This is a genomic window from Weizmannia sp. FSL K6-0777, assembly GCF_038593185.1.
GTDB classification, from domain to species: domain Bacteria; phylum Bacillota; class Bacilli; order Bacillales; family Bacillaceae_C; genus Weizmannia; species Weizmannia faecalis.
Genome location: NZ_CP151971.1, coordinates 1,608,311 through 1,634,370, shown reverse-complemented (window position 1 = coordinate 1,634,370; position 26,060 = coordinate 1,608,311). Strand labels below are relative to the sequence as shown.

Sequence of the window (26,060 nt, the reverse complement as noted above, 5' to 3'; positions counted from 1 at the left end):
TGGTAGATAAATAGGAAAGGAGTCTATCATGAATGGATCACAAGAAAGCAGATGAAATGGCAGCCCAAAGGTTTCAACTCATTTCTCCATTATTGGCGGATGGATTGGATGCCGGAAAAGCGAAGGAATTAAAGGAACAAATTTGTAAGGCCTCCGGCCTTTCTGAAAGGACTATCAGGCGTTATTTAACGCAGTTTCGAAAAGAAGGATTTTCAGGATTGAAGCCCAAAGGAAAGCAGTCCCAAACCAAGCCTGAGGCAGTCCCGCCACATATCATAGAACAGGCCATTCTACTTAGAAGAGAGGCCCCCAGCCGAAGTGTTTCACAAATCATACAGATACTTGAATGGGAAGGTCTTGCAGAACCCGGGCAAATCAAACGTTCAACCCTTCAGGAAAAGCTATCAGAGAGAGGATACAGTTCCAGGCAGATGAGGCTTTATTCGCAATCAGGAGTGGCAGCCAGAAGGTTTCAAAAAAGACATCGGAATCAGCTTTGGCAGTCTGATATCAAATATGGCCCGTATTTACCGATTGGCCCAAATGGTGCCAAGAAGCAGGTATACTTGGTCGCCATTATTGATGATGCGACGAGGTATGTTTTACACGGTGAATTTTATCCGACACTTGATTCCCGGATTGTGGAGGATGCTTTTCGACAAGCAGTGCAAAAATATGGTGCTCCCGAAGCCGTTTACTTTGATAATGGCAAACAATACAGGACGAAATGGATGGGGAGAACCTGTTCAAAACTTGGAACCCGGCTGGTTTACGCGAAGCCATTTTCGCCAGAAAGCAAAGGCAAGGTTGAAAAATTCAACCGGCTCATTGATTCTTTTCTGGGGGAAGTCTCACTAGAAAAGCCGAAGACATTAGAACGGTTAAATGAACTGTTTCAAGTCTGGCTGACAGAGTGTTATCAGGAGAAGCCGCATTCTGCGCTTGGGGAAAAGATAAGCCCAAGATCGGCATTTAGGAGTGACAGAAAAGCACTTCGTTTCATTGAGCCAGATACGTTGGCGGATGCATTCCTGCATTGCGAAACACGCAAGGTAGATAAATCCGGCTGTATCAGTTTCATGGATCAAAAATACGAAGTAGGCCTGGCATTTATTGGGCAGAAAGTCGAAGTTATCTATGATCCTGCGGATCTGGAGGAACTCACCATTGAGTTTGAAGGGTATTCGCCATGGAAAGCTCATAAACTTGAAATTGGTGAAAGGTCAGGGAAAAGGCCACCCCTTCCTGATCATCTTCAGCCACAGGAAGCCGATTCATCAAGATTATTAAAAGCTGCGGAACAAAAGTATCAGGAACGACAGATGGAACAAACACCAGCCGTCTCCTTCCGGGCTGTATGGAAGGAGGACGGTGAGAATGTTTGAAGCCTTCTACGGTATGACTCATACGCCTTTTTCACGGGATATTCCGACTGAAAAGCTTTATGATTCTCCTATGATGCAGGAAATACTGGGGCGGTTAAAATATACGGCTGAAAGGCAGTTATTCGCGGTTTTAACAGGCGATTGTGGGACTGGGAAAACGACGACTATCCGTAAATTTGTTGACCGGCTTGATGATGGACAATATAAAGTACTGTACTTGTCTGATTCCAAATTAACGCCTCGGCATTTTTACAAAGGGTTGTTGGAACAACTCGGGTGCGAGTCTAAATTTTATAGAGGCGATGCAAAACGGCAGCTTCATCGGGAAATTGAGCTTATGAGAGGAATTCATGGTGTTCAGCCGGTAGTGGTCGTGGACGAGGCCCATCTTCTTGATCGGGAAATGTTGGAGGAAGTCAGATTCCTGCTGAACTTCAAAATGGATGCCCAAAGCCCTATGAGCCTGATTCTTGTCGGACAAAGTGAATTATGGGACCGCCTGCGCCTCCAATCCTTCACAGCAATCCGCCAAAGGATTGATATTCAATTCAAACTGGGGCATTACGACAGAGCTCAATCTGCAGAATATATTGCCATGCATTTACAATATTCAGGAGTAACTGAGCAAATTTTCACAGATGTAGCTTTAGATGAAATCCATCGTTTTTCCGGGGGAGCCGCAAGGATCATCAACAAGATTTGTACCCACTGTCTACTTTACGGAGCACAAAACAGGCATCGAATCATTGACGATCATATGGTAAAACGTGTGATTGAAGGGGAACTTTCGTGAAATGACAATGATTTAAATTTAAGTATTAAACTCATAGGGGAAGCCACAATAAAGCGCAAACTGGCTTCCCTCTTAATTGACAACAATTCCGTCAATTTCTGGACAAATAACACCGTCAATTTCCTGCCATTTTGGGGCGCCAGTAACAGTACATCAACCAGGTTGACAGGATGGGGACACCCGATAATACATCGAATATTTCAATCAGCACAAATACCTTTTGGGTTTTCGGGGAAAATTTCCGGTAGGCTTTCCATTCTTTTTTAAACTGCAAAATGCCAAACGGAAGAAGAATTACCCCGATCACTACAAAAATCACGCCAGCCATTTTCAAAAAAATCATCCCCTGTCTGCAAGCGATACATCTAATATTAACTATTGTGGGCACACATGCAAAATTCCTTCTTGTAAATTGAATATTTTCATTTGTAGCAAAATGATAATCTCCAATATGGCAAAGCAGAGAAGCCGGATATTGATAACCGGATCAAAAGCAGGCAAACCGGTGTTAAGGCTTTTTTTCAGTAATACGAAAATAACAATCCCACCAGCGCCACGGTTAAAACCAGGGCATTTATTTTCCTCGGGTATTACAACCATTTTATCACGCGGGATCTGCTCTTGGAAACGAATTCATGCACCTGGCAGCAACCGCAATCCGGAAAAATAAAATTTTACAATCCTCATTTCCTTTTGATGTATGATATATTTTATTTAAACCCATATTATTTTTACTTTTCAGCAAAATAGAGAAGGAGAATCCGTAATGAAGCCAGCAGACAATTGGAATGCCGAACACATCACGAATCACCCCTTTCGAAGAAACATGCTGGTTTTTTAAAACAATGGAGAGGAGTTTGAAGGATGACAACGTATAAATTAGGTGTATTATATGGCGACGGGATCGGGCCTGAGATTGTAAGCGCTACTGTTAAAGTGTTGAAAGCTGCAGCTTCAAAAGCAGCAAACGGAACCGAATTTGTTTTCATAGAGCTTCCAATGGGCTGGGAAGGAATTAAAAAATACAATGATCCTATGCCGGACGTGACAAAACAAGGGCTGAAAGAAACCGATGGCTGGTTGATGGGGCCGCATGATTCCTCCGCATATCCGGATGAACACCGTTTATTCAAAAGAAATCCAAGCGGCGAGTTACGGCATTGCTTTGATTTATTTGCCAATATTCGCCCAAGTCGGACTTTTCCCGGGACAAAAAGTGTCGCCGGGTTTAGCGACCTGATAATTTTACGCGAAAACTCCGAAGGCTTTTTATCCGATCGGAATATGTACATCGGTACCGGAGAGTGTATGGTTACACCGGATGTAGCACTTGTAACCGGCGTTTTTACCAGAAAATCAATTGAAAGAATTGCCCATGAAGCATTTAAGCTGGCTATGTCCCGGAGAAAGAAGGTCACGATTGTCCACAAAGCCAATGTCATTAGATTGGCATTCGGGTTATTCCGCGATATTTGCTATGAAACCGGCAAAAAATATTATCCTGAAGTCAAAGTGGAAGATGTCCTTATTGATGCAATGGCAGCACGCCTCGTGCGCAGGGCCGGTGACTTTGATGTCATTGTGACAGAAAACTTATTCGGTGATATCTTGTCGGACCTGGCCGGTGAATTGGCGGGAAGCTTGGGATTATCCCCTTCCTTAAACACAAACGGGAAACAGGCAATGGCCCAGGCGGCACACGGTTCAGCACCGGACATTGCCGGACAGGATCTTGCAAATCCAACAAGCATGCTGCTGTCAGCTGTCATGCTGTTGCAATGGTTAAGTGCACATCACCGCGATCCCCGCCTGAATGAAATTGCGAAAAAAATGGAAGATGCATGTTTGGGTACCATTGCAGATGGGACCGTTACCCATGATTTGGGGGGCTCTGCTTCCACAACAGCTTTTACAGATGCTGTGATCAAAAAAATTTACCAGCTCTCATGATTTGTGCGAATTGCCTAAAGACTGTTGAACGGGCATTTTTACAGCTTTCCGAGATCCCGCGGACGGCGGATGATTCCGCAATTTCCCGCCGCCTTGAATGGCACAAATCGCTCCTGTGCCCCATCTCTTATGTTTATAACATGGAAATGTTGCATATTATTAAACAATATAAAGGATTTCCTGTCTTTCTGGAAGAATAGAATACGATGAAGATATGCATGGGAGCTGGTCAAATGAGCAAAGGGATAAAAACCTTGTTAAAATCATTCATATTTGCCATTCTGCTTGTTGCGGTCATCAGGGGATTTTTCATTGCCCCTTATATGGTTGAAGGGGAATCAATGGAGCCGACACTTCATAACCACGATAAAATTCTCGTTTATAAAGTCCATTCTGCTGCCGATTACCAAAGAGGCGATATCATCATCATCAAGGGAGAAACGGAAAACTATGTAAAGCGGATTATCGACCTTCCCGGAGATACCATTCTAGTCAAAAATGACCATCTCTACATTAATGGGAAGTTGCACAAAGAGCCTTACCTTGCAAAAAACCTGAAAGCAGCACGTAAAAAAGGCAGCAAGTTGACGAATAACTTCGGGCCTCTCACCGTACCAAGAAATAAATATTTCGTAATGGGCGATAACCGGTTGTACAGCGAAGACAGCAGAAACGGGCTCGGCCTTATTCCGAAGAAAGAACTCGTGGGAAAAACCGAAGCGGTATTTTACCCGCTCTCGCAAATTCGGGAAGTCCATTAACTTTCCTTGCGGGCAGCAGAGAGCTTAGGATATCTATTCATAAAAAGCAGGGGGGAACTTCCTTGAAACACGCTTTAGTCGTCGGCGGAACCGGCATGCTATGCAATGTATCTCTGTGGCTCGCCGGACAGGCTGACCATGTTTCCATTATTGCGCGCAATCCCGAAAAAATGGATGCATGCATTTCCCGGGCCGCTGACCGGAGCCGGATTACCCCTGTTTTAACGGATTACGCTGATTCGAGTGCACTGCGTGAACATTTAGATAAACTGATTGGGCAGCACGGACCGGTTGACCTTGCAGTAGCCTGGATCCATTCTTATGCAGATCAAGCACTTGTAACGATTTCAAATGTTTTTTCACAGAACAGCCGCCAATGGGAACTGTATCACGTCCTCGGAAGCACCCGGAATCCGGATGAACTTTTGAACGAGCTTGCCGGTTTGGAAAATTGCAATTACCATCAAATCCAGCTTGGGTTTATTCGCGAAAATCATCAGTCAAGATGGCTGACAAATGAAGAAATTTCGGACGGCGTCATCGAAGCCATCCAGTCAGGCAAAAAAAGGCATATTGTCGGGCAACTGGAACCGTGGGACAAACGCCCGTAAGGTGGTCCGAGAAATTGCGAAAGGGAAAGGGGGACAAACCTGTTATGGCTTTGGCACACTTCACAGCTATTTACGCTATGATTCGTCTTCAGTTCGGGTTTGTCCTGCTTATTTCGGCTTACAATGCAGACAATAATAGGAGGATCATTTGATATGGTCATATTTTTAGTTAACATAATAAAATTATAGATAACAACTATTCCTTCAATCTTAGCAGATCCTGCTGATATTTTTTCACATTTCCTTCACTTTGCGGGTTATGTTAAGAAAGACCAGCATTTTTCTGCGCTTCCTTAACGTAGACGCCTTTTACGTTAAGAAACATCAATTTTTTCGCTCCCTTCCTTAACATAGACGCACTCTACGTTAAGAAACATCGTTTTTTCCACGCGTTTCCTTAACGTAGACACCTTCTACGTTAAGAAACATCGTCTTTTGCGCCTGCTTTCTTAACGTAGACGCACTCTATTTTAAGGAACATCGTCTTTTTTCCGCGCTTCTTTCACGTAGACGCCTTCTACGTTAAGAAATACCGACTTTTGCCCCAGCTTCCTTCACCTAGACGCACTCTACGTTAAGAAACATCGTTTTTTCCACGCGCTTCCTTAACGGAGACGCACTCTACATTAAGAAACATCATCTTTTGCGCCTGCTTCCTTCACGTAGATTTCCACGCCACCTAAAACACGGCAAGAAAACCTGTCATGAAAATGATTCACCCTCTCGTGTGCCTTGATGCCTTGTTTCATTGCCGGCGAAAAATTATAGAGTTTCAGGCATTTTGCCCATGATTTCTTCAGCTTCTTTTATGACATGGCCTATCAATGCTTTTGCCGTTTGATGTTTTGCGAGTCGCGGGCTTTGGCCGGCCCAAAGTGACATAAACTCACGGTTGTTCTGCTTTCCGGCAGCCTTTCTGATATCCTGTGTGAGCGTATTTTGCACGGGATAATCCGGAAAAAGCGCTTCATGCGGCTTCATTTCCGAGATGAATGCATTTTTTACGCCTCTTGCCCATTTTCCGGAAAATGACCGGGTGAGGACAAGCTCATCTTCTTTCGCATGGAGAACGGCTTCCTTATGGGACTGAGGTGCGCCGCTTTCCGCACAGGCCAGGAAGGCAGTTCCCATTTGCACGCCTTTTGCCCCTAAGCAAAGCGCTGCTGCAAGCCCCCTGCCATCCATAATACCGCCTGCCGCAATGACGGGAATCCGGACATTGTCGGCAACCTGGGGAATTAGTGACATCAGGCCAATCATACTTTCCTCATGTTCTTTCAAAAAATTCCCGCGATGGCCTCCCGCTTCACTGCCTTGTGCAACCACCATATCCATTCCGGCTTGCTCCACTTCGATCGCTTCATCAACGGTTGTTGCCGTTCCAATGAGGAGGATCCCGTTTTGTTTCAGCTTTTCGATCACTTCCCTGGAAGGTATTCCAAAAGTGAATGAACAAACAGGCACTTTCTCTTCGATGGCCACTTGCACCTGTGCCAAAAATTGATCTTGTACGCTATGTAAACCAGGAACTTCTATTTCCGTTTTTGCCTCTATTTTTAACTGTTTGCGGACCCGATTTAAAATGCCATTTGCGGCTGTTACTTTTTCATCTACTTCAAACTCGCCGGGAACAAAAAAATTGATGCCAAAAGGGTTTCCGGTTAACTGTTTGATTTCCCGGATTTGTTCTTTTGTTTGGGCAGCGGTCAAGTATCCTGCCCCGATCATGCCCAGCCCGCCGGCGTTTGAGACCGCAGCCACCAATGCCGGTTTGGTGATGCCCCCTGCCATCGGAGCCTGAATCATCGGGTACCGTATTTTCAGCCGTTCGGTCAAAACGTTTTTCAACATCCAAATTCCTCCCTCAAAACCATTCTACCTTTTTTCTGATCATAGCGCTTACAGTCCTGCTTGTAAAATGCTTGTTACTGATCTTCGCGTTCCGTTTTTCTGATAGCAGCATGCCATGTGCCGCCGTTTTCCGGACAGCTCACGATTTTTTTCCACCATCGGCCTTAAAAATAACGCGGATAGCATAAAAGGCAGGACGGATGCGAGCAACAGCACAAGCCCTATTGCACCCAGCCCCATTCCGCCCCATCCTCCTTTGAAAAAGCTGCTGAACAAGAGCACAATGCTGCATACCGCACTGAATACCGGAATGACATATACCGGAAGCTCTACAATATGCCTAAAAATATAGCAAACAAGCAAAATGACGAGTGTTCAACTCACGACATCCATCACAAAAGTGGCCATATGCCTCCCCATTCGCCTTTATCCCATTATAACAGGATTCTGATTTATTTTAAACATTTTAAAAATAGTGAAAACCCTCTCCTGTTGCCCGTCCAAATGAATGCAGCGCTTTTCAAAATATGGGCAGAAAAACTCTTTCCATATCAATATGTTGTATTTTTTTCGTTTATCTGTTATAATTCTATAAATGTAAAGCCCGAGTTCCGCAAAAAATCCCTGCGCACGACGGATAACATGAAACTGCCCGCTGCAATATTTTTCTACTCACTGCATCTTCAACTTCTGAAAAACTTTCCGAAAGAAGCATATGTTTTAAAAAAAGAACAATGGGTAAACAAAGAAGAGGTGATAGCATATGAGAACCAGAATTTTCAACTTCATTATTGACGGACGATTGATTACGGTAAAAGGAAAGTCCGTGAAAGAAGCGAAGCGCCATGCACAACAAATCGCGCGAAGCATGAAAATGGAAGAAAACATGGGCAACCAGTCAGCCATCTGATTGGCTGCCTTTTCCATTTTCAGGATAAACAGACATCTTCCCAACAGCGGAAAAGAAATGTGTGGTTTTTTATAATATTATTATGTAAACCAATTCCCGTTTTTAGAGCGTGGCTGTCCCGTTCTTTTGAAAAATGGCGTGTATCCCACACGCCATTTTTTTAATGCCGGTTTGTCGGCAGCTTTTCACTTGGGTTTCCGTTCCCCTGCCGTTTTTTGTTTTGTTCCTGTTTCTTTTGCTGTTCATTCAGCTTCTGCACAAATCCATGCGTATTGTCCATGTCGTGCCTCCTTTCCGCCCGTCATTGTTACTTTAACCAAGACCCGGTCAGGCATGCATGCATTTTGGATTTCCGGACGGGAGATTCGCTTTCATCATTGTGCAATTTACAGCCATATTCCACCCCCTGCCAATTTCTCATTTCACCATTTCGCACGTTTTTTTACTTGCTCTTCCATTCTAAAAATTCCAGCCTGTTTCCGAATGGATCTGTTGCGTAAATGCGCGCTGCCCCTGGTAGTTTACCGTCTTCTGTCCACTTCATTTGATAGTGGGTAAACCTTTCTTTCAAGCTTTCGAGATTTCTGACTTCAAATGCAGGATGCGCTTTTTTGGCGGGTGAAAAAGGCTCTTCAATGCCGATGTGGATTTGTATTTTTCCGTTTTGAAACCAGCAGCCGCCGCGTTTTTTCAATTCTGCTGGTTTTTCAATTTCCGTAAATCCGAGGATTTCTGCGTAAAACTTTTTTGCTGTCTGCTCACTGCCACGTGGAGCAGCAAGCTGAACATGGTCGATTGCGATAAAATTAAATGCCAATCTCATCCCTCCTTACATTCATCTTACATTCATTCTTTTGTCATTTAAATAATGGCTTTGACAACTCATTTGATAAGATTTGCTTATGGCTTCTTTACACCCCCGGCATGCCTATTTCATGGACTTGCGCAGAAAAAAGCACACGGGGGCAATCCACCGTGTGCCTTAAGGAAAATGATTTATTTTGCAGCGACTGTCACTTTGTCGGTGTCTTCTTTTTTGTTCCGGATGGTGGCCTGTGCAGCGGCGAGCCTTGCGAGCGGTACGCGGTAAGGCGAACAGCTGACGTAGTTCAGGCCGGTTTTGTAGCAGAATTCGATCGAGCTTTTTTCCCCGCCGTGTTCGCCGCAAATGCCGGTTTTTAAGCCCGGTTTTGTCTGACGGCCGAGTTTGACACCGGTTTCGACAAGTTTGCCGACGCCTTCCTGATCAAGGACGGCAAACGGATTTTCCGGCAGCACTTTTTGCTCGATGTACTGTTGCAAGAATTTTCCTTCCGCATCGTCACGGCTAAAGCCGAACGTCGTTTGCGTCAAGTCATTCGTGCCAAACGAGAAGAAATCGGCTTCTTCTGCAATTTGGTCTGCGGTAAGGGCGGCGCGCGGTATTTCGATCATCGTGCCGACTGTATAATCGAATTTCAAGCCCTTTTCCTCCATGACCTGATTCGCCATATCCGTCACGAGCGCGCGCATCCGTTTCAGCTCATTCACATGGCCGACAAGCGGAATCATAATTTCCGGCTGGACTTTTATTCCCTTTTGCAGGACGGCAGCGGCAGCGTAAAAAATTGCTTTGACCTGCATTTCGTAGATTTCAGGGAAAATCATGCCGAGCCGGCAGCCGCGGTGGCCGAGCATCGGATTGAATTCAGCAAGATGCTGGACTTTTTTCAGCAAGTATTCTTTTTCTTCCAGTTCTTTTGAGCCTGGTGCCGTAAGCTGCAGTTTTGTTACTTCTACTAGCAGTTCTTCCTTATCCGGCAAAAATTCGTGCATTGGCGGATCGAGCAGGCGGATCGTCACCGGATGGCCGGCCATTTCCTCAAAGATGCCTTCAAAATCGCCCTGCTGCATCGGAAGCAGTTTATCCAAAGCTTTTTCGCGCTCTTCCAAAGTCTCGGCGAGGATCATTTCCTGAACGATCGGCACGCGCTTAATGTCCATAAACATATGCTCCGTCCGGCAAAGGCCGATGCCGTCTGCACCGAATTCGAGCGATTTTTTCGCGTCCGCAGGGTTGTCGGCATTGGCGCGCACGCCGAGATCGCGCACCTCATCCGCCCATTCAAGCAGCGTTTTGAATTCGCCGGAAAGCTCAGGGTCGATCATCGGGACTTCGCCGAGCATCACTTCACCTGTCGAACCGTCGATCGTGATGACATCCCCGTAACGGACAACCGTATCGCCGACCGTAAATTGTTCCGCTTTCAAATCAATTTTCATAGATTCGCAGCCGCAGATGCACGCTTTCCCCATCCCGCGCGCGACAACCGCCGCATGGCTCGTCATCCCGCCGCGGCTTGTCACAACCGCCTGGGATGCAATAATGCCGTGAATATCATCCGGTGTCGTTTCGGGGCGGACTAAAATCACTTTTTTCCCTTCCTTGCCGAGCCGTTCCGCTTCATCAGCATCAAATACAACGGCGCCGGTTGCAGCTCCCGGGGATGCCGGCAGCCCTTTTGCAAGATGGTTTTTGGCCGCGACATCATCAATACGGCGGTGCAGGAGCTGATTCAACTGTTCCGGATCAACCCTTAAAAGCGCTGTCTTTTTATCGAGAATGCCTTCTTTCACCATTTCAACGGCTATGCGGATTGCAGCCTGCGCCGTCCGTTTGCCGTTCCGGGTTTGCAAAAGGTACAGTTTGCCGCGTTCCACCGTAAATTCAATGTCCTGCATGTCTTTGTAGTGTTCTTCCAGTAATTTGCTTGTTTTTACAAACTGGCGGTACACTTCCGGCATGTCTTTTGCCAGTACCTGGATCGGCTGCGGGGTGCGGATACCGGCAACGACATCTTCGCCTTGGGCATTGATTAAATATTCGCCGTACAGCACGCGTTCGCCTGTTGACGGGTTCCGTGTAAAAGCGACGCCGGTTCCGGAATCATCCCCCATATTTCCGAATACCATGCTTTGGATATTGACTGCGGTCCCAAGATGGTCCGGAATTTTATTCAGGCGGCGGTATACAATGGCACGCTGGTTATTCCACGAATCAAAAACGGCATTTACGGCAAGGTACAGTTGCGTTTTCGGGTCTTGCGGAAAATCCTGTTTCGTATGTTTTTTAACGATCTTTTTATAGCCGGCAATGATGTCTTTCCAGTCTTCCGCAGTCATTTCCGGATCAGCTGTATACCCTTTTTGTTCCCGGGTTTGTTCAAGCAAATGTTCGAAATGGTATACCTCGATCCCGAGCACCACGTCAGAAAACATTTGGATAAACCGGCGGTACGAATCATAGGCAAAGCGCGGATTGCCGGTCAGTTTCGCAACGGCTTCCACGGTCTCATCGTTCATGCCGAGGTTCAGTACCGTATCCATCATCCCCGGCATCGAAAATACAGAGCCGGAACGGACGGAGACGAGCAGCGGGTTCTCGTTCCCGCCCAGTTTTTTGCCGGTTTTTTCTTCCAGTTTCAAAAGCGCTTCTTCCATTTGTGTTTCGACTGCATCTGAAATTTTTTTGCCGTTTGAATAATAGTCATTGCATGCCTCGGTTGTAATCGTGAATCCGAACGGCACCGGCAGGCCGATGTTTGTCATTTCCGCCAGATTGGCTCCTTTGCCGCCAAGCAGGTCACGCATATGGCTGTTCCCTTCGTTGAACAAGTAGACAAATTTTGTCATTTGAGCAGCTCCTCCCTGTTTTTGAACATTTCAATAATAAGGCTTGCTGTTTCTTCCACCGCTTTGTTCGAAACATCAATGATCGGGCATCTGAGTTTCCGCATCAAATTTTCCGCGTATACAAGTTCTTCATAAATCCGTTCAAAGCTCGCATAATTGGCGTCCGATTTTAAACCCATTGCTTTGATCCGTTCTCTTCGGATTTCATTCAGTTTTTCAGGCGATATCATCAGCCCGACGCATTTTTCCCGTGGGATGGAAAACAACTCATCAGGCGGCGCGATTTCCGGCACGATCGGAACATTTGCCACCTTAAAGCTGTGATGTGCCAAATACATCGACAACGGTGTTTTCGACGTCCGGGAGACGCCGAGTAGGACAATGTCCGCCTTTTTCAGTCCGGTTGGATCGCGCCCGTCATCATATTTCACGGCAAACTCAATTGCTTCAATTTTTTTAAAATATTCCTGATCCAGCTTGCGCATTAACTTCGGACGGTGGTACGGCTCCTTGTGAAACTTTTTCATAAAAGCTTCCATCAACGGATTCATCAGGTCGACCGCAATGATCCCTTCTTCGCTGGCACGGCGGTCAATGTATGCTTTCAAAGGGGTAACGACGATCGTGTAAGCAATGATGGCATTTTGTTTTTTTGCCGTCTCAATCACCGGTTCGATATCGTCTGTTTCTTCCACATGCGGATGCCGCCTGATTTCGATGTGTCCGCCGTTAAACTGCGCAGCAACCGCTTTTACAACAAATTCAGCCGTTTCTCCGACCGAGTCCGAGATGATATGCACAATTTCTTTTTGTTCCATGTATGGTTCCCATCCTTTTCGAACCGGAAAATGGCTCCGTATGTATATGGTTTCTTTTCACTGCCCCTCCCGTATGCCATCAGTATATGCACTGTTTGACAAATGTGTTATACTTATCGTTCATTAGTATAACACATTTAAAAGGATGCGTGAACCATTTTACCGGTTTTTTTTTAAAATTTTTATTTCATGTAAAACAGGCAACTGCTGTGCACCGTTTAAAAATTTTTATGCTGCCTGATTCTCTCCGGCGCGGATTTTCTCCCGGATCATCACCGTCCCGAGCACGCCAAAAAGCGAAAAGAACGCCGGGATTAAAAAGCCGTAATGATAACCGACCACACTCGCTTCAGCATGAAAATGGTCCAGCACTTTTCCAAACAAGCTCGGCAAAAGCACCGCGCTTAAAAAGCCGCCGGTATTGGCAAATCCGGAAACCGATCCGACTTCCCTTACGTCAAAGGAGTGGCGGACGACCGCAAACGTCAGCGCGCTTGCACCATTACCATATCCGATGACAAACATTAACAGCACCGCGAAAAATAACGGCGGTTTGCCCCCGCTCAAAAAGAAAACCGTCCATGCCAGAAAAATCAGGGTTTGAATCAGCAAATATGGCTTCTTCCTTGAACCGAGTCTGCTTGCGATCCATCCGGTAACCGGCGCGCCGATAATTGCTCCGATTAATCCTGTCATGACCAGCTGGCTCGCTTCCGGGCGGTTCATGCCGAAAATATGCATCCCGTACGGCACAGCCCATGTACCAATAAAACCAACATATGTGCCGACAAGTCCGAAATGGCATAAAAATGCAGCCCTCGCCTGCCTGCTTTTCAAGATCCGCTTTAGAACCAAAAGCATTTTTTCATGGCGGACTTTTGTATTCGCATGCGTTCCCCCTTCCCGCTTTTGCGGGAGTCGGATCAGCACGACATACAGCATCACCGTACTTGCGAGGAGCAGAATACCGGTTACAAAAAACGGCTGGCGCCATCCCGAAGCTGAAATCCAGGCCGTTAGCGGAACGGTTGCGAGCAAAGAACCCACGCTTCCGGCCATGCCGGCATAACCGATCAGCCCGACAAACTCTTTCGCATAAAACCACTGACTTAAAATCAAGACAAGATTAATCCAAATGGTCGCATCCCCCATGCCGGCAAGCACCCTGGATACGAGCAAACAGGCTTCATTCGGCGAAATGCTGTATAAGAACGTGCCGATGCCACTGAATAAAGTGCCTGTGACCAAAAAAACGTTCGGCCCGAACCGGTCGGAAAAAATCCCAATCGGAATTTGCAGCCCCGCATAAGCGAGAAACTGCGCACCTGTCAATAAACCGATGACGGACGCTGTCATATGAAACTCGCTCATCAGTTTATCCGAAATCAAGCCTGGCGCCGTTCGCTGGCTGACAATCACCATGTAGGAAAACAGCACCGCGAAAAAAACAACCCATCTGTACTTGCTTTTTTGTCTGTCCAATCTGCTCTACCCCTGTTTTGTTTGGAATTTATTACTATTATAATCTATTTTTGCGCAAAAACATTTTCAATTTTCGAATCCGCAATAAAAAAACTCCCCCGCCGGGAGTTTTTTTATGCGTTTGTAGGCTGCCATTTGGCACGAACCAGGATCCATTTTCCGTCTTTAAAATACCATGTTGCCTTTACGTTGCCGAGTTTATCTGCATGGTAGGCACCGCTTACTTGCTGATAACCTTCGAGCCCGACGCCTTTTTTGCCCTTTATTTTCACCGGTTTGTAAACCGCCGCCGGATCGATCATCAGTTCAAACGGCTCATTGAGCATTCCGTCCTTTCGGTAAATACCGAGCCGGATATAATCTTTTTTTCGTTTTCTTAAATCAATCAAAAATGTTTCGTTCGTATTTTCAATGTTGAGCCTGGCCGACAATGCATTTTCAAATTTGCCGCTAAGCTTTAACACGGGCGGCATCGGCAAATGTTTTAAAATGCCGCCTTTCAGCGTATCGAGGCGGTACTGGTTTATGCCCCCGCTTCCGCCGCTGTTGCTTGATCCGAGCATGTCCTTTACGCCGTCATGGTTGAGATCGGTGAACTGGATTTCCGGTTCATACCCAGGCTCATACGGCAATTTATATTTCTTTCCTTCCGACGTGGCAATCCGCGCCCAAATTTTTTTCATATACGGGCTGCCGGCTGCAAACGGGATGCCTTCCAATACAATCGCATCCTTTTTTCCGTCGCCGGTTACATCCGCCTCGTACCGGTGAATCACCGTTTTGCCGGCTTTCGTCTTCCCGCCCGCGTCCGCGATCACAACCGTGCCGGCTGCCATAAACCATAATGCGAGCAGTGCAAGCATGTATTCTTTTTTCATCTTCTCACCCCGCATCCGTTTTTCTTTAGGATACGCCGCAAGCATCGAATTATGTAAAACTTGCCTGAAGATGAAAAAAGTGTTTGCCGAAAACGGCAAACACTTTTTTCAATCGTTTTCTTCCGCAGCACCCTCTTCCGGTTCCTGCTTCCATACTTCTGTCACGGTCCCGTTCTCTTCTTCATCAATGGCAAATGAGCCATTTGAATAACGGTCGTGGTCGCGCAAATCGTGGAGCCGAATGTCTTCCTGATGCCCTTTTTCCGTGATGACCGAGACGGTTTCATCGTCGCCTGCAATCACAGCCCCGGCGATCCGGTGCGGATGGGCTTTTAATTCGCGCAGCATGATGACGCCGCGTTTGGCCCGGCTTGTTTTGTCAAATTCGGACACTTTCATTTTCTTGACGGCGCCTCTTTGGGTGGCAATAAAGACTTTATCTTTTTCCGGATCTTCAATGATTTTCCCGCTAACGAGCCTGTCGCCTTCTTTTAGGTTCATGCCTTTTACCCCTGCTGCCCGCTGGCCGACAACGCTGATTTCCGCTTCATCAAACCGGAGCCCGTAACCGAGGCGGGAAGCGAGGAAGACTTCTTTTGAGCCGTCTGTCAGGTGAACATCGACCACTTCATCATCGCCCTTTAAGTTGATTGCAACGAGGGCTTTCGAATAGCGCTGTGCCTGGTATTGCTGCAATTCCGTTTTCTTCGCCATGCCGTTTTTCGTGAAAAACAAAATAAACTGCGGCTGGTTGAAATCTTCAATCGGGAGCACTTTGATGATGCCTTCATCGCGTTCAAGCGTCACAAGATTGGAAACATGCTGCCCGAGATCTTTCCAGCGGATATCCGGCAGTTCATGGACCGGCAAATAGATATAGCTTCCTTTATTTGTGAAAAGTAGCACCGTCTGGACGGTATTGAGCTGCTGTTTAAAGAGCAGGCGGTCGCTGTCTTTAATAGCAAGGTCCCGGCCGTTTGAAGCAGTATATGAACGGAGGCTTGTCCGTTTGATATAACCGTCTTTTGTAATGGTGACCATCACATCTTCATTCGGGATCATCGCTTCCAGATTGATTTTTAATTCCTGTATTTCCGCTTCAATCGTTGTCCTTCTGTTATCCGCGTATTTTTTCCGGATATCTCTCAGTTCTTTTTTGATCACCGTAAACAGTTTTTTCTCGCTGGATAAAATCGCGAGATAGGTCTCAATTTTTTTCTCAAGGTCTGCCGCCTCATTTTCCAGCGTCGTAATGTCCGTATTGGTCAGGCGGTAGAGCTGCAGCGTGACAATCGCTTCAGCCTGGGGTTCGGTAAAAGCAAACTTTGCGATTAAGTTCGCTTTTGCATCTTTTTTATCTTTGGATGCCCGAATCGCTGCAATGACTTCATCCAGGATGGAAAGTGCCTTCATCAGGCCGTCAACAATATGCTTGCGGTCACGCGCTTTTTTGAGATCGAATTCCGTTCTTTTTGTGACCACTTCTTTCTGGTGCTCAATATAAGCATCGAGCAGTTCACGGAGGCCCATCAGCTGCGGCCGACGGTTATGGATGGCCACCATGTTGAAATTGTAGGAAACCTGGAGATCAGTGTTTTTGAATAAATAATTCAGGACGCTATCTGCATCCGCATCTTTTTTCAGTTCGATCACAATCCGGAGCCCGGTCCGGTCGGTTTCATCGCGGACTTCGGATATGCCTTCCACTTTCCGGTCAATCCGGAGCTCGTCGATTTTTTTGACAAGATTGGCTTTATTGACTTCATAAGGAATCTCTGCGATGACAATTTGCTTTCGCCCGCCGCGGATCTCTTCGATCGATGTCCTGCCTCTTACGACCATTTTGCCTTTGCCGGTTTCATACGCTTTTTTAATCCCGTCAATTCCCTGGACAATGCCGCCTGTTGGAAAATCGGGGCCTTTTATGACTGTCATCAGGTCGTCCACCGTGCAATCCGGGTTTTCCATCCGCATGATGGCCCCGTCAATGATTTCCCCGAGGTGGTGCGGCGGAATTTCGGTTGCATATCCGGCCGAGATGCCGGTTGATCCGTTCACGAGCAGGTTGGGAAACCGGGCGGGCAGCACAATCGGCTCATTTGCGGTATCATCGAAATTCGGGATAAATTTAACCGTTTCTTTATCAATATCATGAAGGAGTTCGGATGCAATCGGGGCGAGCCTTGCTTCTGTATACCGCATGGCCGCGGCCGGGTCGCCGTCAATGCTCCCGTTATTGCCGTGCATTTCAATGAGCACGTTTCGCAGCTTCCAGTCCTGGCTCATCCGCACCATCGCTTCATAAACGGAAGAATCCCCGTGCGGATGGTAATTGCCGATGACGTTGCCGACCGTTTTTGCCGATTTCCGGAAATGCTTGTCAACAGTGTTACCCTCTACATGCATCGCATAAAGAATCCGCCGCTGCACCGGCTTCAGGCCGTCCCGCGCATCCGGAAGGGCACGATCCTGAATAATATATTTGCTGTACCGGCCGAAGCGGTCGCCCAGCACCTCTTCCAAAGGCAAATCTTGAAAACGTTCAGCCGTCTTCATCCGTTCATGTCCCCTTCCTCAATCATCAAATTCTCATTGTCTAAAATATTGGTGTCGTCCTCAAGCCCGAATTCCACATGATTTTCAATCCATTGCCGGCGCGGTTCAACCTTATCGCCCATAAGCGTGGTCACCCGCCGTTCAGCCCGGGCCGCATCATCAATACGGACACGGATCAAAGTCCGCGTTTCCGGATTCATCGTCGTTTCCCAAAGCTGGTCGGCGTTCATTTCACCGAGCCCTTTATAACGCTGCAGGATATAGCCGCGCCCGACTTTTTTGATCGTTTCATCCAGTTCTTTTTCGGTCCAAGCATATTCCACGATTTCTTTCCTGCCGGTGCCTTTGCTGACTTTATAAAGCGGTGGCAGCGCGATGTACACTTTTCCCGCTTCAATCAAAGGCCGCATATAGCGGTAAAAGAACGTAAGAAGCAGCACCTGGATGTGGGCACCGTCCGTGTCGGCATCGGTCATAATAATGACTTTGTCGTAATTGACGTCTTCCAAATTGAATTCAGGGCCGACGCCGGCACCAATCGTATAAATAATGGTATTGATTTCTTCATTTTTAAAAATATCCGCAAGCTTTGCTTTTTCCGTATTGATGACTTTTCCGCGCAGCGGCAAAACAGCCTGGAATTTCCGGTCGCGCCCCTGTTTCGCAGAACCGCCCGCGGAATCCCCTTCAACGAGATACAGTTCGTTCCGCTGCGGATTGCGGCTTTGCGCCGGCGTCAGCTTTCCGGACAAAGTCGTTTCCGATTTCTTCCGCTTTTTGCCACTTCTCGCTTCTTCCCGTGCTTTCCTCGCTGCTTCCCTTGCCTGCGACGCCTTGATGGCTTTCCGGATTAAAAGATTGCTCGTATCCGGGTTTTCTTCAAGAAAATAAGAAAGGTGTTCCGAAACAATCGTATCAACTGCAGAGCGGGCTTCACTTGTGCCAAGTTTCCCTTTCGTTTGTCCTTCAAATTGGAGCAGTTCTTCCGGAATGCGGACGGAAATAATGGCGGACAGCCCTTCGCGGATATCCGTCCCTTCTAAGTTTTTATCTTTTTCTTTTAACAGCCCGGTTTTTCTTGCATAATCGTTCACGACGCGCGTCAATGCCGTTTTTGCCCCGGCTTCGTGCGTGCCGCCGTCTTTCGTGCGCACGTTGTTCACGAAAGATAAAATGTTTTCCGAAAAGCCGTCGTTAAACTGAAACGCAAATTCCGCTTCGATTCCGTTTGTTTCCCCCTCGATAAACACAACCGGATGGAGCACTTCTTTTCCTTCGTTCAAGTACTGGACAAAGGCTTCAATGCCGTTTTCGTAGTGGAACAGATCATGCCGCCCGAAACGTTCATCAGTGATTTCAATTTTTAACCCTTTTAAAAGAAAGGCCGATTCGCGCAGCCGTTCGCATAATGTATCGTAGTTAAAAGTGATGGTGCTAAAAATGGACGGGTCGGGTTTAAAATGGATCGTTGTGCCGGTCTTATTGGTTTTCCCGGTTTTCTCGAGCGTTGTTTCCGGTTTGCCGCCGTCACGGAAACGCTGTTCATACACGTAACCGTCGCGATGTATGGTAACAACAAGCCATTCCGACAGGGCATTGACGACGGACGCGCCGACACCGTGCAGGCCGCCGCTCGTTTTATAGCCGCCCTGCCCAAATTTTCCGCCGGCGTGCAAAATCGTCAAGATCACTTCTGTCGTCGGCTTACCGAGCTTGTGCATCCCGACCGGCATGCCGCGCCCGAAGTCCTGGACGCTGATGCTGTTATCTTTGTGAATGTTGACGATGATATGGTTTCCGTACCCGGACAACGCCTCATCCACCGCATTGTCGACGATTTCATAGACAAGATGGTGCAAACCGCGCGCATCGGTCGACCCGATGTACATGCCCGGCCTTTTCCTTACGGCCTCCAGCCCTTCCAGCACCTGGATTGCATCATCATTATATTCCAATATATTTTGTTTCTTCGCCACATCTATTCCCCTTTCAATTGCAAAGCACGTGCACCGGCGTTCATAAGAACAAATATTCGTTCTCATTATAACATCATTTGCCGTTTTTATCATACTCATTTTAACGATAAAACGGAATTTGTAAAAGGGCATGCGGAAATGACGGGAACGGGAGGGGCAAAGCAACGGTTATAAAAACTTCTCCAGTAAACGGCCGTTTTATTGGGAAAATATAAAGAAAGCAAGCGCCCTTTAAGCTGGCGCCTGCTTGAAAAAGCCTATTTTGTCAGGGCATGTTCCACTTTAATGCAGCGGTTCATCACAACGGTATAGCCTTTTTCTTTTAAAAACCGGTATGCTTCCTCGTTTTCGATGCCGAGCTGCGCCCAGAAAACGTCCGCATCGATTTCATCAAACTCCCGTGCCAGCTCCGGCAAATATTCGGGCCGCCTGAAAATATCCACAATGTCCACATGGCCTTCGATATCTTTTAAGCTCGGGACAGCCTTTTCCCCGAGAATTTCCGTTGCTTTCGGATTGACCGGAATAATCTCATAGCCGGCATCCTGCATGGCTTTGGCTACCGTATAAGATGTTTTTTCCGGGTTATTGCTCAAGCCAACCACTGCAATTCGTTTTGCTTTTTGTAAAATTTCCCTGATTTCTTCCCTGCTCGGATTTTCGATTGCCATTTGATCAACACCTCTCCTTTCTTGTACTTTCGCCAGTCTGATCCCAACTTAAACATTCACTTGATCTTTTCCAATTCCTGCTCGGTTAGAAAATCTGCACGGAATCGGCAAAAAATATTCCTCTTTCCTTTAAGAACATGCTACAATAAGCATAGATTTTTTCCAAGGAGTTTTGTACATGAATATTGTCCTGATGATCCTTTTGGCTTACCTGCTCGGCTCAATCCCGACAGGCCTGATCGTTGGTAAGCTTTTTTACGGTATAGACATCCGCGAACACGGCAGCGGAAATCTCGGTGCGACCAATACGTTCCGTGTGCTCGGGTTCAAAGCCGGCAGTGTCGTAACAGTGGTGGATATTCTGAAAGGGACAATCGCCACCTTATTGCCCCACTTTTTTGGCCTGGAGCATACGGTGCACCCGCTTTTAATCGGGATGATCGCTGTTATCGGCCATATGCTTCCGGTATTTGCCAAATTTAAAGGCGGCAAAGCGGTGGCAACTTCCGCCGGCGTTGTTCTTGCCTATCAATGGCCATTGTTTGTCATGGTCATCATCGTTTTTTTGATTACATTAAAATGGAGCAAATACGTTTCGCTTTCTTCTATCATGGCGGCTGTTTTTGGCATCCTGTATACGCTCATTTATATGATTGTAACACATGACTGGCCGCTGTTCGTCATCGTTCTGGCGCTTGCCTCTTTCATTATTTACCGCCATAAAGCCAATATTAAGCGGATTAAAAATAAGACCGAGCCAAAAGTCAAGTGGCTGTAAGGCAGCCATTGTTTCTAAATCTGATGTTTCCTATAACCCGGGGCCGGTAAACGAAGGCAAAAGGTTAGGGAAAAAAACGTGCTTTGGTCTATAATGAAAATGTAAAAGGCAGTTGGAAGGAAGTGGCGGCATGAAAATGCACATTACAGATGAGGCAGTAAACTGGTTTAAAAGGGAACTGGAACTGGACGACGGCGAGTCCGTCCGTTTTTTTGCCAAATACGGCGGCTCCACGCCTGTCCAACACGGGTTTTCACTTGGTGTTCAAAAAGACGTTCCCGACGATCCGGTGGCGGCCGTTGAACGGAACGGCCATGCTTTTTTCATTGAAGGCACGGACGAATGGTATTTTGACGGCCATGATTTGTATATCGGGTATGACCCGAAACGGGATGAACCGGTATATGAATATAAAAAAGGTTAAAACCGGGATCATCCGGCAGCTTTTGCTTTTTTGCTGCCAGTGATGCCGGTTTTTCATTTTAAAAATTTTTTTGCTTCCGCAAGGCGCCCTTCTTTTTGCAAAATTTCTCGCTGCTTCCTGCCAAGCAGGTCGAAATGGCTGTAACCGTCTTTACGGACATGAATCCATTCTTTTTTCAGCTGGTAGCGTGCTCCCCATGCAGCGAGTTTCTCCAGATCTTTACAGCCGACTTTTGTGACCGATTTTGCGCCGGGGAAACGGTCGTCCAGCCAAAAATGCGTTAAAAACGCAATCTCCCCGCGGTCAATCGCCGCTTTCCACGCTTTAAGCTGGTTGCGGTGTATGCCAAAAGCCAAATCCATCCCCCCGCTTTATGATTTTTTTGCTTTTTCATATGCTTCATGCCATTTTGGGTAGAGGCGGCGGAACGAAACCGGTCGGAAGCTGTCTTTCTTTACGCAGACATGTGTTGAACTCGCGGCCACGGCAAGGTCGCCGGTTTCTGTGTAAATCTCATAGCCGTACGTTACGCGCAGCCCGTCATATGCATCGACCCATGTTTTTACGGTCACTGTTTCCCCGTAACGGGCCGGTTTTTTGTATGAAATTTGAATATCGATGACCGGCGACAAAATCCCGTCTTTTTCCATATCCGCATAACGGAAGCCAAGGTCTTCGATTAATTTCGTCCGCCCCACTTCCATCCAAATCAGGTAATTGGCGTGGTACACAACCCCCATTTGGTCTGTTTCTGCATACCGCACTTTGACTTCTGTTTCTGATACAAACATCCCGGACACCTCTTTCATATGTACAGTCAATTTTATTTTAGCATAAAGAAAATTCCCCCTCCTAAAAGGATGCCTGATACGGGGCCGGGAAAACTTCGGATGCACGCATGGTCGCAGCAAAAGGAGAGAAAAAACGGCCTTTCCGAGAGGGAAAAGGCGTGGTTCCAAAGAAACGCTGCTGTTTTCCGTCGAAAGGCCGTTTTCGTTTATTGCTGCTGTTTGTATGCGGCTTCGTCTTTTACCTCGGTTCTCATCGCTTCGAGGCTTTCACGGCGCCGCTCATTTTTTTCCTTTATTTGTTGGATTTGCGTTTCATCGCTTGTAACGGCAAGCGATTCTTCCGCGCTTTCCATGTTTTCGATCGTATTGTGGATCATGTTTTGCAGTTTTTCCACATTATCGCTGCGGTCGTCCGGTTTCGGTCGGTTATGCGCCATTGTGTTCTCCTCCTTCGGCTGTGAAAGCTACTCCCCTTTTGTCTGTATCACCTGGGCGTGCTGTCCCGAACGGTCCTGCATCTTCTTCCCCTTATTGCCGGAAAATCCGCGCGGCTGCGTGCCAAGATGATCGGGAACGAAATATTTGCTTTTCTTGTTTGGGTTGCCCATCATATCTCCCCCCTCCTTATACATTTTCCCCAGGAGGAAAGCGGATTATGATTCACAAACAGTGGCTTATTCTGCTAATTTCATCTCGTGTTTCCGGTCCAGCCGTTCTTCTATCCGCATCAGCGCATCCCTGTCGCGCAACAGTTCCTGTTTATTTTCGGCAACAAGATCCGAAAGGGTCTTTTTATGGGTTTTTCTCATATTTGCCACTCCTTACAAGTATTTTTACTTAGTATGGGCAATTATGGGAAAAATTATAAATTTGATTCAAAAAAAGCTGCGGCTTTGGCCGCAGCTTTTTTAAACATTATGATTTTGATTTCACTTCATTTTTGGACTGCTGTAGTTTTTCGCGCAGCACCATTTGCAGGATGCCGCCGTGGCGGTAATAGTCAATTTCTACATCGGAATCGAAACGGACAAGCGCTTCAAATTCCGTTTTCTTCCCGTTTTCGTCGGTAGCCGTCACTTTTATCCAGTCATGCGGTTTAACATTTTCGTCAATATGGACATCAAATGTTTCTTTGCCGGATAAGCCGAGTGTGTCGGCATTTTCCCCTTTTTTGAACTGCAGCGGCAGCACGCCCATGAGAACGAGGTTGGAACGGTGGATCCGTTCAAAGCTTTCCGCAATCACGGTTTTAATGCCAAGCAGGTATGTGCCTTTTGCCGCCCAGTCGCGCGATGAGCCCATGCCGTAATCTTTGCCGGCAAGAACCACAAGGCCGGTGCCGTTTTCTTTATAACGCATGGCTGCATCATAAATCGACGTCACTTCATTCGTCGGCCAGTAAGTCGTGTAGCCGCCTTCCGTACCCGGTGCAATTTGGTTGCGGATGCGGATGTTGGCAAATGTTCCGCGCATCATGACTTCATGGTTGCCGCGACGGGAACCATAAGAGTTAAAGTCACGCGGTTCGACTCCTTTTGACAACAGGTATTTTCCGGCAGGGGTGTCTTTGCCGATCGCACCTGCAGGCGAAATATGGTCCGTTGTCACCGAATCGCCGAATTTGCCGATGACGCGCAGGCTCGACAGCGGCTGTACTTCGCCCGGTTCAGGCGAGAGATTTTCAAAGAACGGCGGATTTTGAATGTAAGTCGATTCTGCATCCCATGTATACAACGGTTCGTCGCTCGTTTCGATCGCATTCCACCGTTCATTGTCGGTAAAGACGTTTTCATATTGTTTGCGGAACAGTTCCGGCGTGACGACTTTTTGAACATTTTCTTTGATTTCATCCGCTTGCGGCCAAATATCCTTCAGGTAGACGTCTTGGCCGTCTTTGTCTTTGCCGATCGGGTCATGGTTTAAATCGATATTCACCGTTCCTGCGAGCGCATAAGCAACGACAAGCGGCGGCGAAGCCAGATAGTTGGCTTTGACAAGCGGATGGATCCGGCCTTCAAAATTCCGGTTCCCGGAAAGGACACTCGTTACGAGCAAATCATTGTCCATGATGGTTTTTTCAATTTCTTCCTTCAACGGACCGGAGTTTCCGATACAGGTTGTACAACCATAACCGACCAGGTTAAAGCCAAGTTGTTCGAGGTACGGCATTAAACCGGAGTCTTTTAAGTAGCCGGTCACGACTTTTGATCCAGGCGCAAGCGATGTTTTCACATATTTCGGCACTTCCAGCCCTTTTTCAACCGCTTTTTTCGCAAGCAGGCCGGCCCCGAGCATAACGTAAGGGTTTGAAGTGTTTGTGCAGCTCGTAATCGCTGCAATGGCGACTGCGCCGGTTTTTATCGCAGCTGTTTCGCCGTTGTTAAAATGGATCACAGCTTCTTTATCGAGCTCTTTTTCATCCAGTCCGAAACCTTGGTTGCCGGCAGGCGCCGTAATCGCTTTTTGGAAAGCAGACTGCATTTGCGATAACGGAATCAAATCCTGCGGGCGTTTCGGGCCGGAAAGGTTGGCTTCAATTTCAGAAAGGTTCAGTTCAAGCACATCCGTATAAACCGGGTCTTCTTTGTCCGGCGTAAAGAACATGCCGTTTTCTTTCAAGTAAGTTTCCACCACTTTTACATGTTCTTCGCTGCGGCCGGTTAAGCGCAAATAGGCAAGCGACTCATCGTCAACCGGGAAGAAACCGCAAGTTGCCCCGTATTCAGGCGCCATGTTTGCAATCGTCGCACGGTCTGCAAGCGGCAGCGTTGAGACGCCCGGGCCAAAGAATTCGACAAATTTGCCGACCACGCCTTTTTGGCGCAAAAGCTGGGTGACTTTTAACGCAAGGTCGGTTGCGGTTGCCCCGTTCGGAAGCGATCCGGTCATTTTTACGCCGATAACTTCCGGAATTGGGAAATACGAAGGCTGGCCGAGCATGCCGGCTTCCGCTTCGATACCGCCGACACCCCATCCGAGCACCCCGAGTCCATTGACCATTGTCGTATGGGAATCGGTCCCGACGAGGGTATCCGGATACGTTTCATATTCGCCGTTTTCCAGTTCTTTTTCATGGACGACACTTGCCAGATACTCAAGGTTTACCTGGTGGACAATCCCCGTTGCAGGCGGAACGGCACGGTAATTGTCAAACGCTTTTTGGGCCCAGTTTAAAAATTTATAGCGTTCGGCATTGCGTTTGAATTCAAAATCCATATTCACCTGAAGGGCATCCGGCGCACCGTATTTATCAACCTGAACCGAGTGGTCGATCACAAGGTCAACCGGTACTTCCGGATTGATTTTATCCGCGTTTCCGCCCAAATCAGCCATCGCTTTGCGGAGCGATGCAAGATCGACAACAACTGGAACACCGGTAAAATCCTGCAAAATAACGCGTGACGGCTTAAACGGGACTTCTTTGTCCTTTACTTCATCCGATCCCCATTTCGCCAAGTCTTCAACATGTTCTTTCGTAATCGCGCGGCCGTCCATTTGGCGGAGCACCGATTCAAGCAGCACTTTAATCGAATACGGCAGGCGCGCAACATTGGCGACTCCTGCGTCCTGCAGCGCTGTCAGGCGGTAATAGTGATAGCGTTTCCCATTTATTTCAAAAACGGTACGCGCTTTAAAGACATCATTGGACATGTCTTTTCCCCCTTTGTCAAGATTCGTATTTTCGTCATTTAAAAGATTAACAGAATGATTCGTATAAAAAAACGCCTCACAGCTTCATCATATTACAATAAA

26 protein-coding genes are annotated in these 26,060 nt (G+C 47.2%); 8 read left to right on the top strand and 18 right to left on the bottom strand.

Going from position 1 to position 26,060, the window contains the following annotated elements:
- Positions 1 to 32: 32 nt before the first annotated feature.
- Both NST70_RS07595 and NST70_RS07590 read left to right on the top strand, forming a co-directional pair.
- Positions 33 to 1,385, top strand: coding sequence for a DDE-type integrase/transposase/recombinase (locus NST70_RS07595; RefSeq protein ID WP_014096191.1), 1,353 nt, complete (start codon positions 33 to 35; stop codon positions 1,383 to 1,385).
- Positions 1,378 to 2,178: an AAA family ATPase gene (locus tag NST70_RS07590; RefSeq protein WP_014096192.1), complete on the top strand. Its 801-nt coding sequence runs from the start codon at positions 1,378 to 1,380 to the stop codon at positions 2,176 to 2,178. The genes NST70_RS07595 and NST70_RS07590 overlap by 8 nt, the downstream gene beginning before the upstream one ends.
- A gap of 115 nt (positions 2,179 to 2,293) precedes the next feature.
- Here the strand turns inward: NST70_RS07590 and NST70_RS07585 are convergent, their stop codons facing one another.
- Positions 2,294 to 2,506: a hypothetical protein gene (locus NST70_RS07585; RefSeq protein WP_064505184.1), complete on the bottom strand. Its 213-nt coding sequence runs from the start codon at positions 2,504 to 2,506 to the stop codon at positions 2,294 to 2,296.
- A gap of 536 nt (positions 2,507 to 3,042) precedes the next feature.
- On the opposite strand from NST70_RS07585, the gene NST70_RS07580 reads away from it, so the two are divergent.
- The 3 genes from NST70_RS07580 (at position 3,043) to NST70_RS07570 (ending at position 5,500) form a co-directional block, all read left to right on the top strand.
- Positions 3,043 to 4,128 carry an isocitrate/isopropylmalate dehydrogenase family protein gene (locus NST70_RS07580; RefSeq protein ID WP_014098336.1) on the top strand — a complete coding sequence of 362 codons (1,086 nt, stop codon included), beginning with the start codon at positions 3,043 to 3,045 and terminating at the stop codon, positions 4,126 to 4,128.
- Between the two features lie 233 nt (positions 4,129 to 4,361).
- Positions 4,362 to 4,889, top strand: a complete 528-nt coding sequence (gene lepB / locus NST70_RS07575; protein WP_061577213.1) for a signal peptidase I — start codon at positions 4,362 to 4,364, stop codon at positions 4,887 to 4,889.
- A 62-nt stretch (positions 4,890 to 4,951) separates the two neighbouring features.
- Positions 4,952 to 5,500 (top strand): short-chain dehydrogenase, encoded by a 549-nt coding sequence (locus NST70_RS07570; RefSeq protein ID WP_061565336.1) that lies wholly within the window; start codon positions 4,952 to 4,954, stop codon positions 5,498 to 5,500.
- A gap of 762 nt (positions 5,501 to 6,262) precedes the next feature.
- On the opposite strand, the gene NST70_RS07565 is transcribed toward NST70_RS07570, so the two are convergent.
- Both NST70_RS07565 and NST70_RS07560 read right to left on the bottom strand, forming a co-directional pair.
- Positions 6,263 to 7,351, bottom strand: coding sequence for a nitronate monooxygenase (locus NST70_RS07565; RefSeq protein ID WP_342476097.1), 1,089 nt, complete (start codon positions 7,349 to 7,351; stop codon positions 6,263 to 6,265).
- 48 nt (positions 7,352 to 7,399) lie between these two features.
- The gene (locus NST70_RS07560; RefSeq protein WP_205422006.1) at positions 7,400 to 7,714 is read right to left on the bottom strand and encodes a YesK family protein; all 315 of its coding nucleotides are present in this window, start codon (positions 7,712 to 7,714) and stop codon (positions 7,400 to 7,402) included.
- 400 nt (positions 7,715 to 8,114) lie between these two features.
- Between NST70_RS07560 and NST70_RS07555 the strand changes: the two genes are divergently transcribed.
- A complete protein-coding gene (locus tag NST70_RS07555; protein ID WP_014098343.1) occupies positions 8,115 to 8,261 on the top strand; it encodes a hypothetical protein in 147 nt (48 codons plus the stop codon).
- A gap of 160 nt (positions 8,262 to 8,421) precedes the next feature.
- On the opposite strand, the gene NST70_RS07550 is transcribed toward NST70_RS07555, so the two are convergent.
- The 9 genes from NST70_RS07550 to NST70_RS07510 form a co-directional block, all read right to left on the bottom strand.
- Positions 8,422 to 8,541 carry a DUF4023 family protein gene (locus NST70_RS07550; protein WP_014098344.1) on the bottom strand — a complete coding sequence of 40 codons (120 nt, stop codon included), beginning with the start codon at positions 8,539 to 8,541 and terminating at the stop codon, positions 8,422 to 8,424.
- Positions 8,542 to 8,703: 162 nt separating this feature from the next.
- Positions 8,704 to 9,078: a VOC family protein gene (locus NST70_RS07545; protein WP_014098345.1), complete on the bottom strand. Its 375-nt coding sequence runs from the start codon at positions 9,076 to 9,078 to the stop codon at positions 8,704 to 8,706.
- A 179-nt stretch (positions 9,079 to 9,257) separates the two neighbouring features.
- Positions 9,258 to 11,933 (bottom strand): pyruvate, phosphate dikinase, encoded by a 2,676-nt coding sequence (gene ppdK / locus NST70_RS07540; RefSeq protein WP_061565334.1) that lies wholly within the window; start codon positions 11,931 to 11,933, stop codon positions 9,258 to 9,260.
- Positions 11,930 to 12,751: a pyruvate, water dikinase regulatory protein gene (locus NST70_RS07535; protein WP_017550852.1), complete on the bottom strand. Its 822-nt coding sequence runs from the start codon at positions 12,749 to 12,751 to the stop codon at positions 11,930 to 11,932. Before NST70_RS07535 ends, ppdK begins: the two co-directional genes overlap by 4 nt.
- Before the next feature lie 228 nt (positions 12,752 to 12,979).
- Positions 12,980 to 14,233, bottom strand: coding sequence for an MFS transporter (locus NST70_RS07530; RefSeq protein WP_017550851.1), 1,254 nt, complete (start codon positions 14,231 to 14,233; stop codon positions 12,980 to 12,982).
- Between the two features lie 113 nt (positions 14,234 to 14,346).
- Positions 14,347 to 15,210, bottom strand: a complete 864-nt coding sequence (locus NST70_RS07525) for a hypothetical protein (RefSeq protein ID WP_061565333.1) — start codon at positions 15,208 to 15,210, stop codon at positions 14,347 to 14,349.
- Between the two features lie 9 nt (positions 15,211 to 15,219).
- Positions 15,220 to 17,667: a DNA topoisomerase IV subunit A gene (gene parC / locus NST70_RS07520; protein ID WP_061565332.1), complete on the bottom strand. Its 2,448-nt coding sequence runs from the start codon at positions 17,665 to 17,667 to the stop codon at positions 15,220 to 15,222.
- Entirely contained in the window at positions 17,664 to 19,643 is a 1,980-nt protein-coding gene (gene parE, locus NST70_RS07515) for a DNA topoisomerase IV subunit B (protein ID WP_026104551.1), read from the bottom strand. Before parE ends, parC begins: the two co-directional genes overlap by 4 nt.
- 257 nt (positions 19,644 to 19,900) lie before the next feature.
- Positions 19,901 to 20,314, bottom strand: coding sequence for a CoA-binding protein (locus tag NST70_RS07510; RefSeq protein WP_014098352.1), 414 nt, complete (start codon positions 20,312 to 20,314; stop codon positions 19,901 to 19,903).
- Between the two features lie 178 nt (positions 20,315 to 20,492).
- Between NST70_RS07510 and plsY the strand changes: the two genes are divergently transcribed.
- A complete protein-coding gene (plsY, locus tag NST70_RS07505; RefSeq protein ID WP_017550847.1) occupies positions 20,493 to 21,092 on the top strand; it encodes a glycerol-3-phosphate 1-O-acyltransferase PlsY in 600 nt (199 codons plus the stop codon).
- A 130-nt stretch (positions 21,093 to 21,222) separates the two neighbouring features.
- Positions 21,223 to 21,516: a HesB/YadR/YfhF family protein gene (locus tag NST70_RS07500; protein ID WP_014098354.1), complete on the top strand. Its 294-nt coding sequence runs from the start codon at positions 21,223 to 21,225 to the stop codon at positions 21,514 to 21,516.
- Between the two features lie 53 nt (positions 21,517 to 21,569).
- On the opposite strand, the gene NST70_RS07495 is transcribed toward NST70_RS07500, so the two are convergent.
- The 6 genes from NST70_RS07495 to acnA form a co-directional block, all read right to left on the bottom strand.
- On the bottom strand, positions 21,570 to 21,872 hold the full coding sequence (locus NST70_RS07495) for a hypothetical protein (RefSeq protein ID WP_014098355.1): 303 nt from the start codon (positions 21,870 to 21,872) through the stop codon (positions 21,570 to 21,572).
- 15 nt (positions 21,873 to 21,887) lie between these two features.
- Positions 21,888 to 22,307, bottom strand: coding sequence for a thioesterase family protein (locus NST70_RS07490; protein WP_014098356.1), 420 nt, complete (start codon positions 22,305 to 22,307; stop codon positions 21,888 to 21,890).
- A gap of 206 nt (positions 22,308 to 22,513) precedes the next feature.
- Positions 22,514 to 22,744, bottom strand: a complete 231-nt coding sequence (gene tlp / locus NST70_RS07485; protein ID WP_013859310.1) for a small acid-soluble spore protein Tlp — start codon at positions 22,742 to 22,744, stop codon at positions 22,514 to 22,516.
- Positions 22,745 to 22,771: 27 nt separating this feature from the next.
- Positions 22,772 to 22,915 (bottom strand): acid-soluble spore protein N, encoded by a 144-nt coding sequence (locus tag NST70_RS07480; protein ID WP_014098357.1) that lies wholly within the window; start codon positions 22,913 to 22,915, stop codon positions 22,772 to 22,774.
- A gap of 66 nt (positions 22,916 to 22,981) precedes the next feature.
- Positions 22,982 to 23,116, bottom strand: coding sequence for an FbpB family small basic protein (locus NST70_RS07475; protein WP_014098358.1), 135 nt, complete (start codon positions 23,114 to 23,116; stop codon positions 22,982 to 22,984).
- Between the two features lie 106 nt (positions 23,117 to 23,222).
- A complete protein-coding gene (gene acnA, locus NST70_RS07470; protein WP_328229350.1) occupies positions 23,223 to 25,958 on the bottom strand; it encodes an aconitate hydratase AcnA in 2,736 nt (911 codons plus the stop codon).
- Between the last annotated feature and the right edge of the window lie 102 nt (positions 25,959 to 26,060).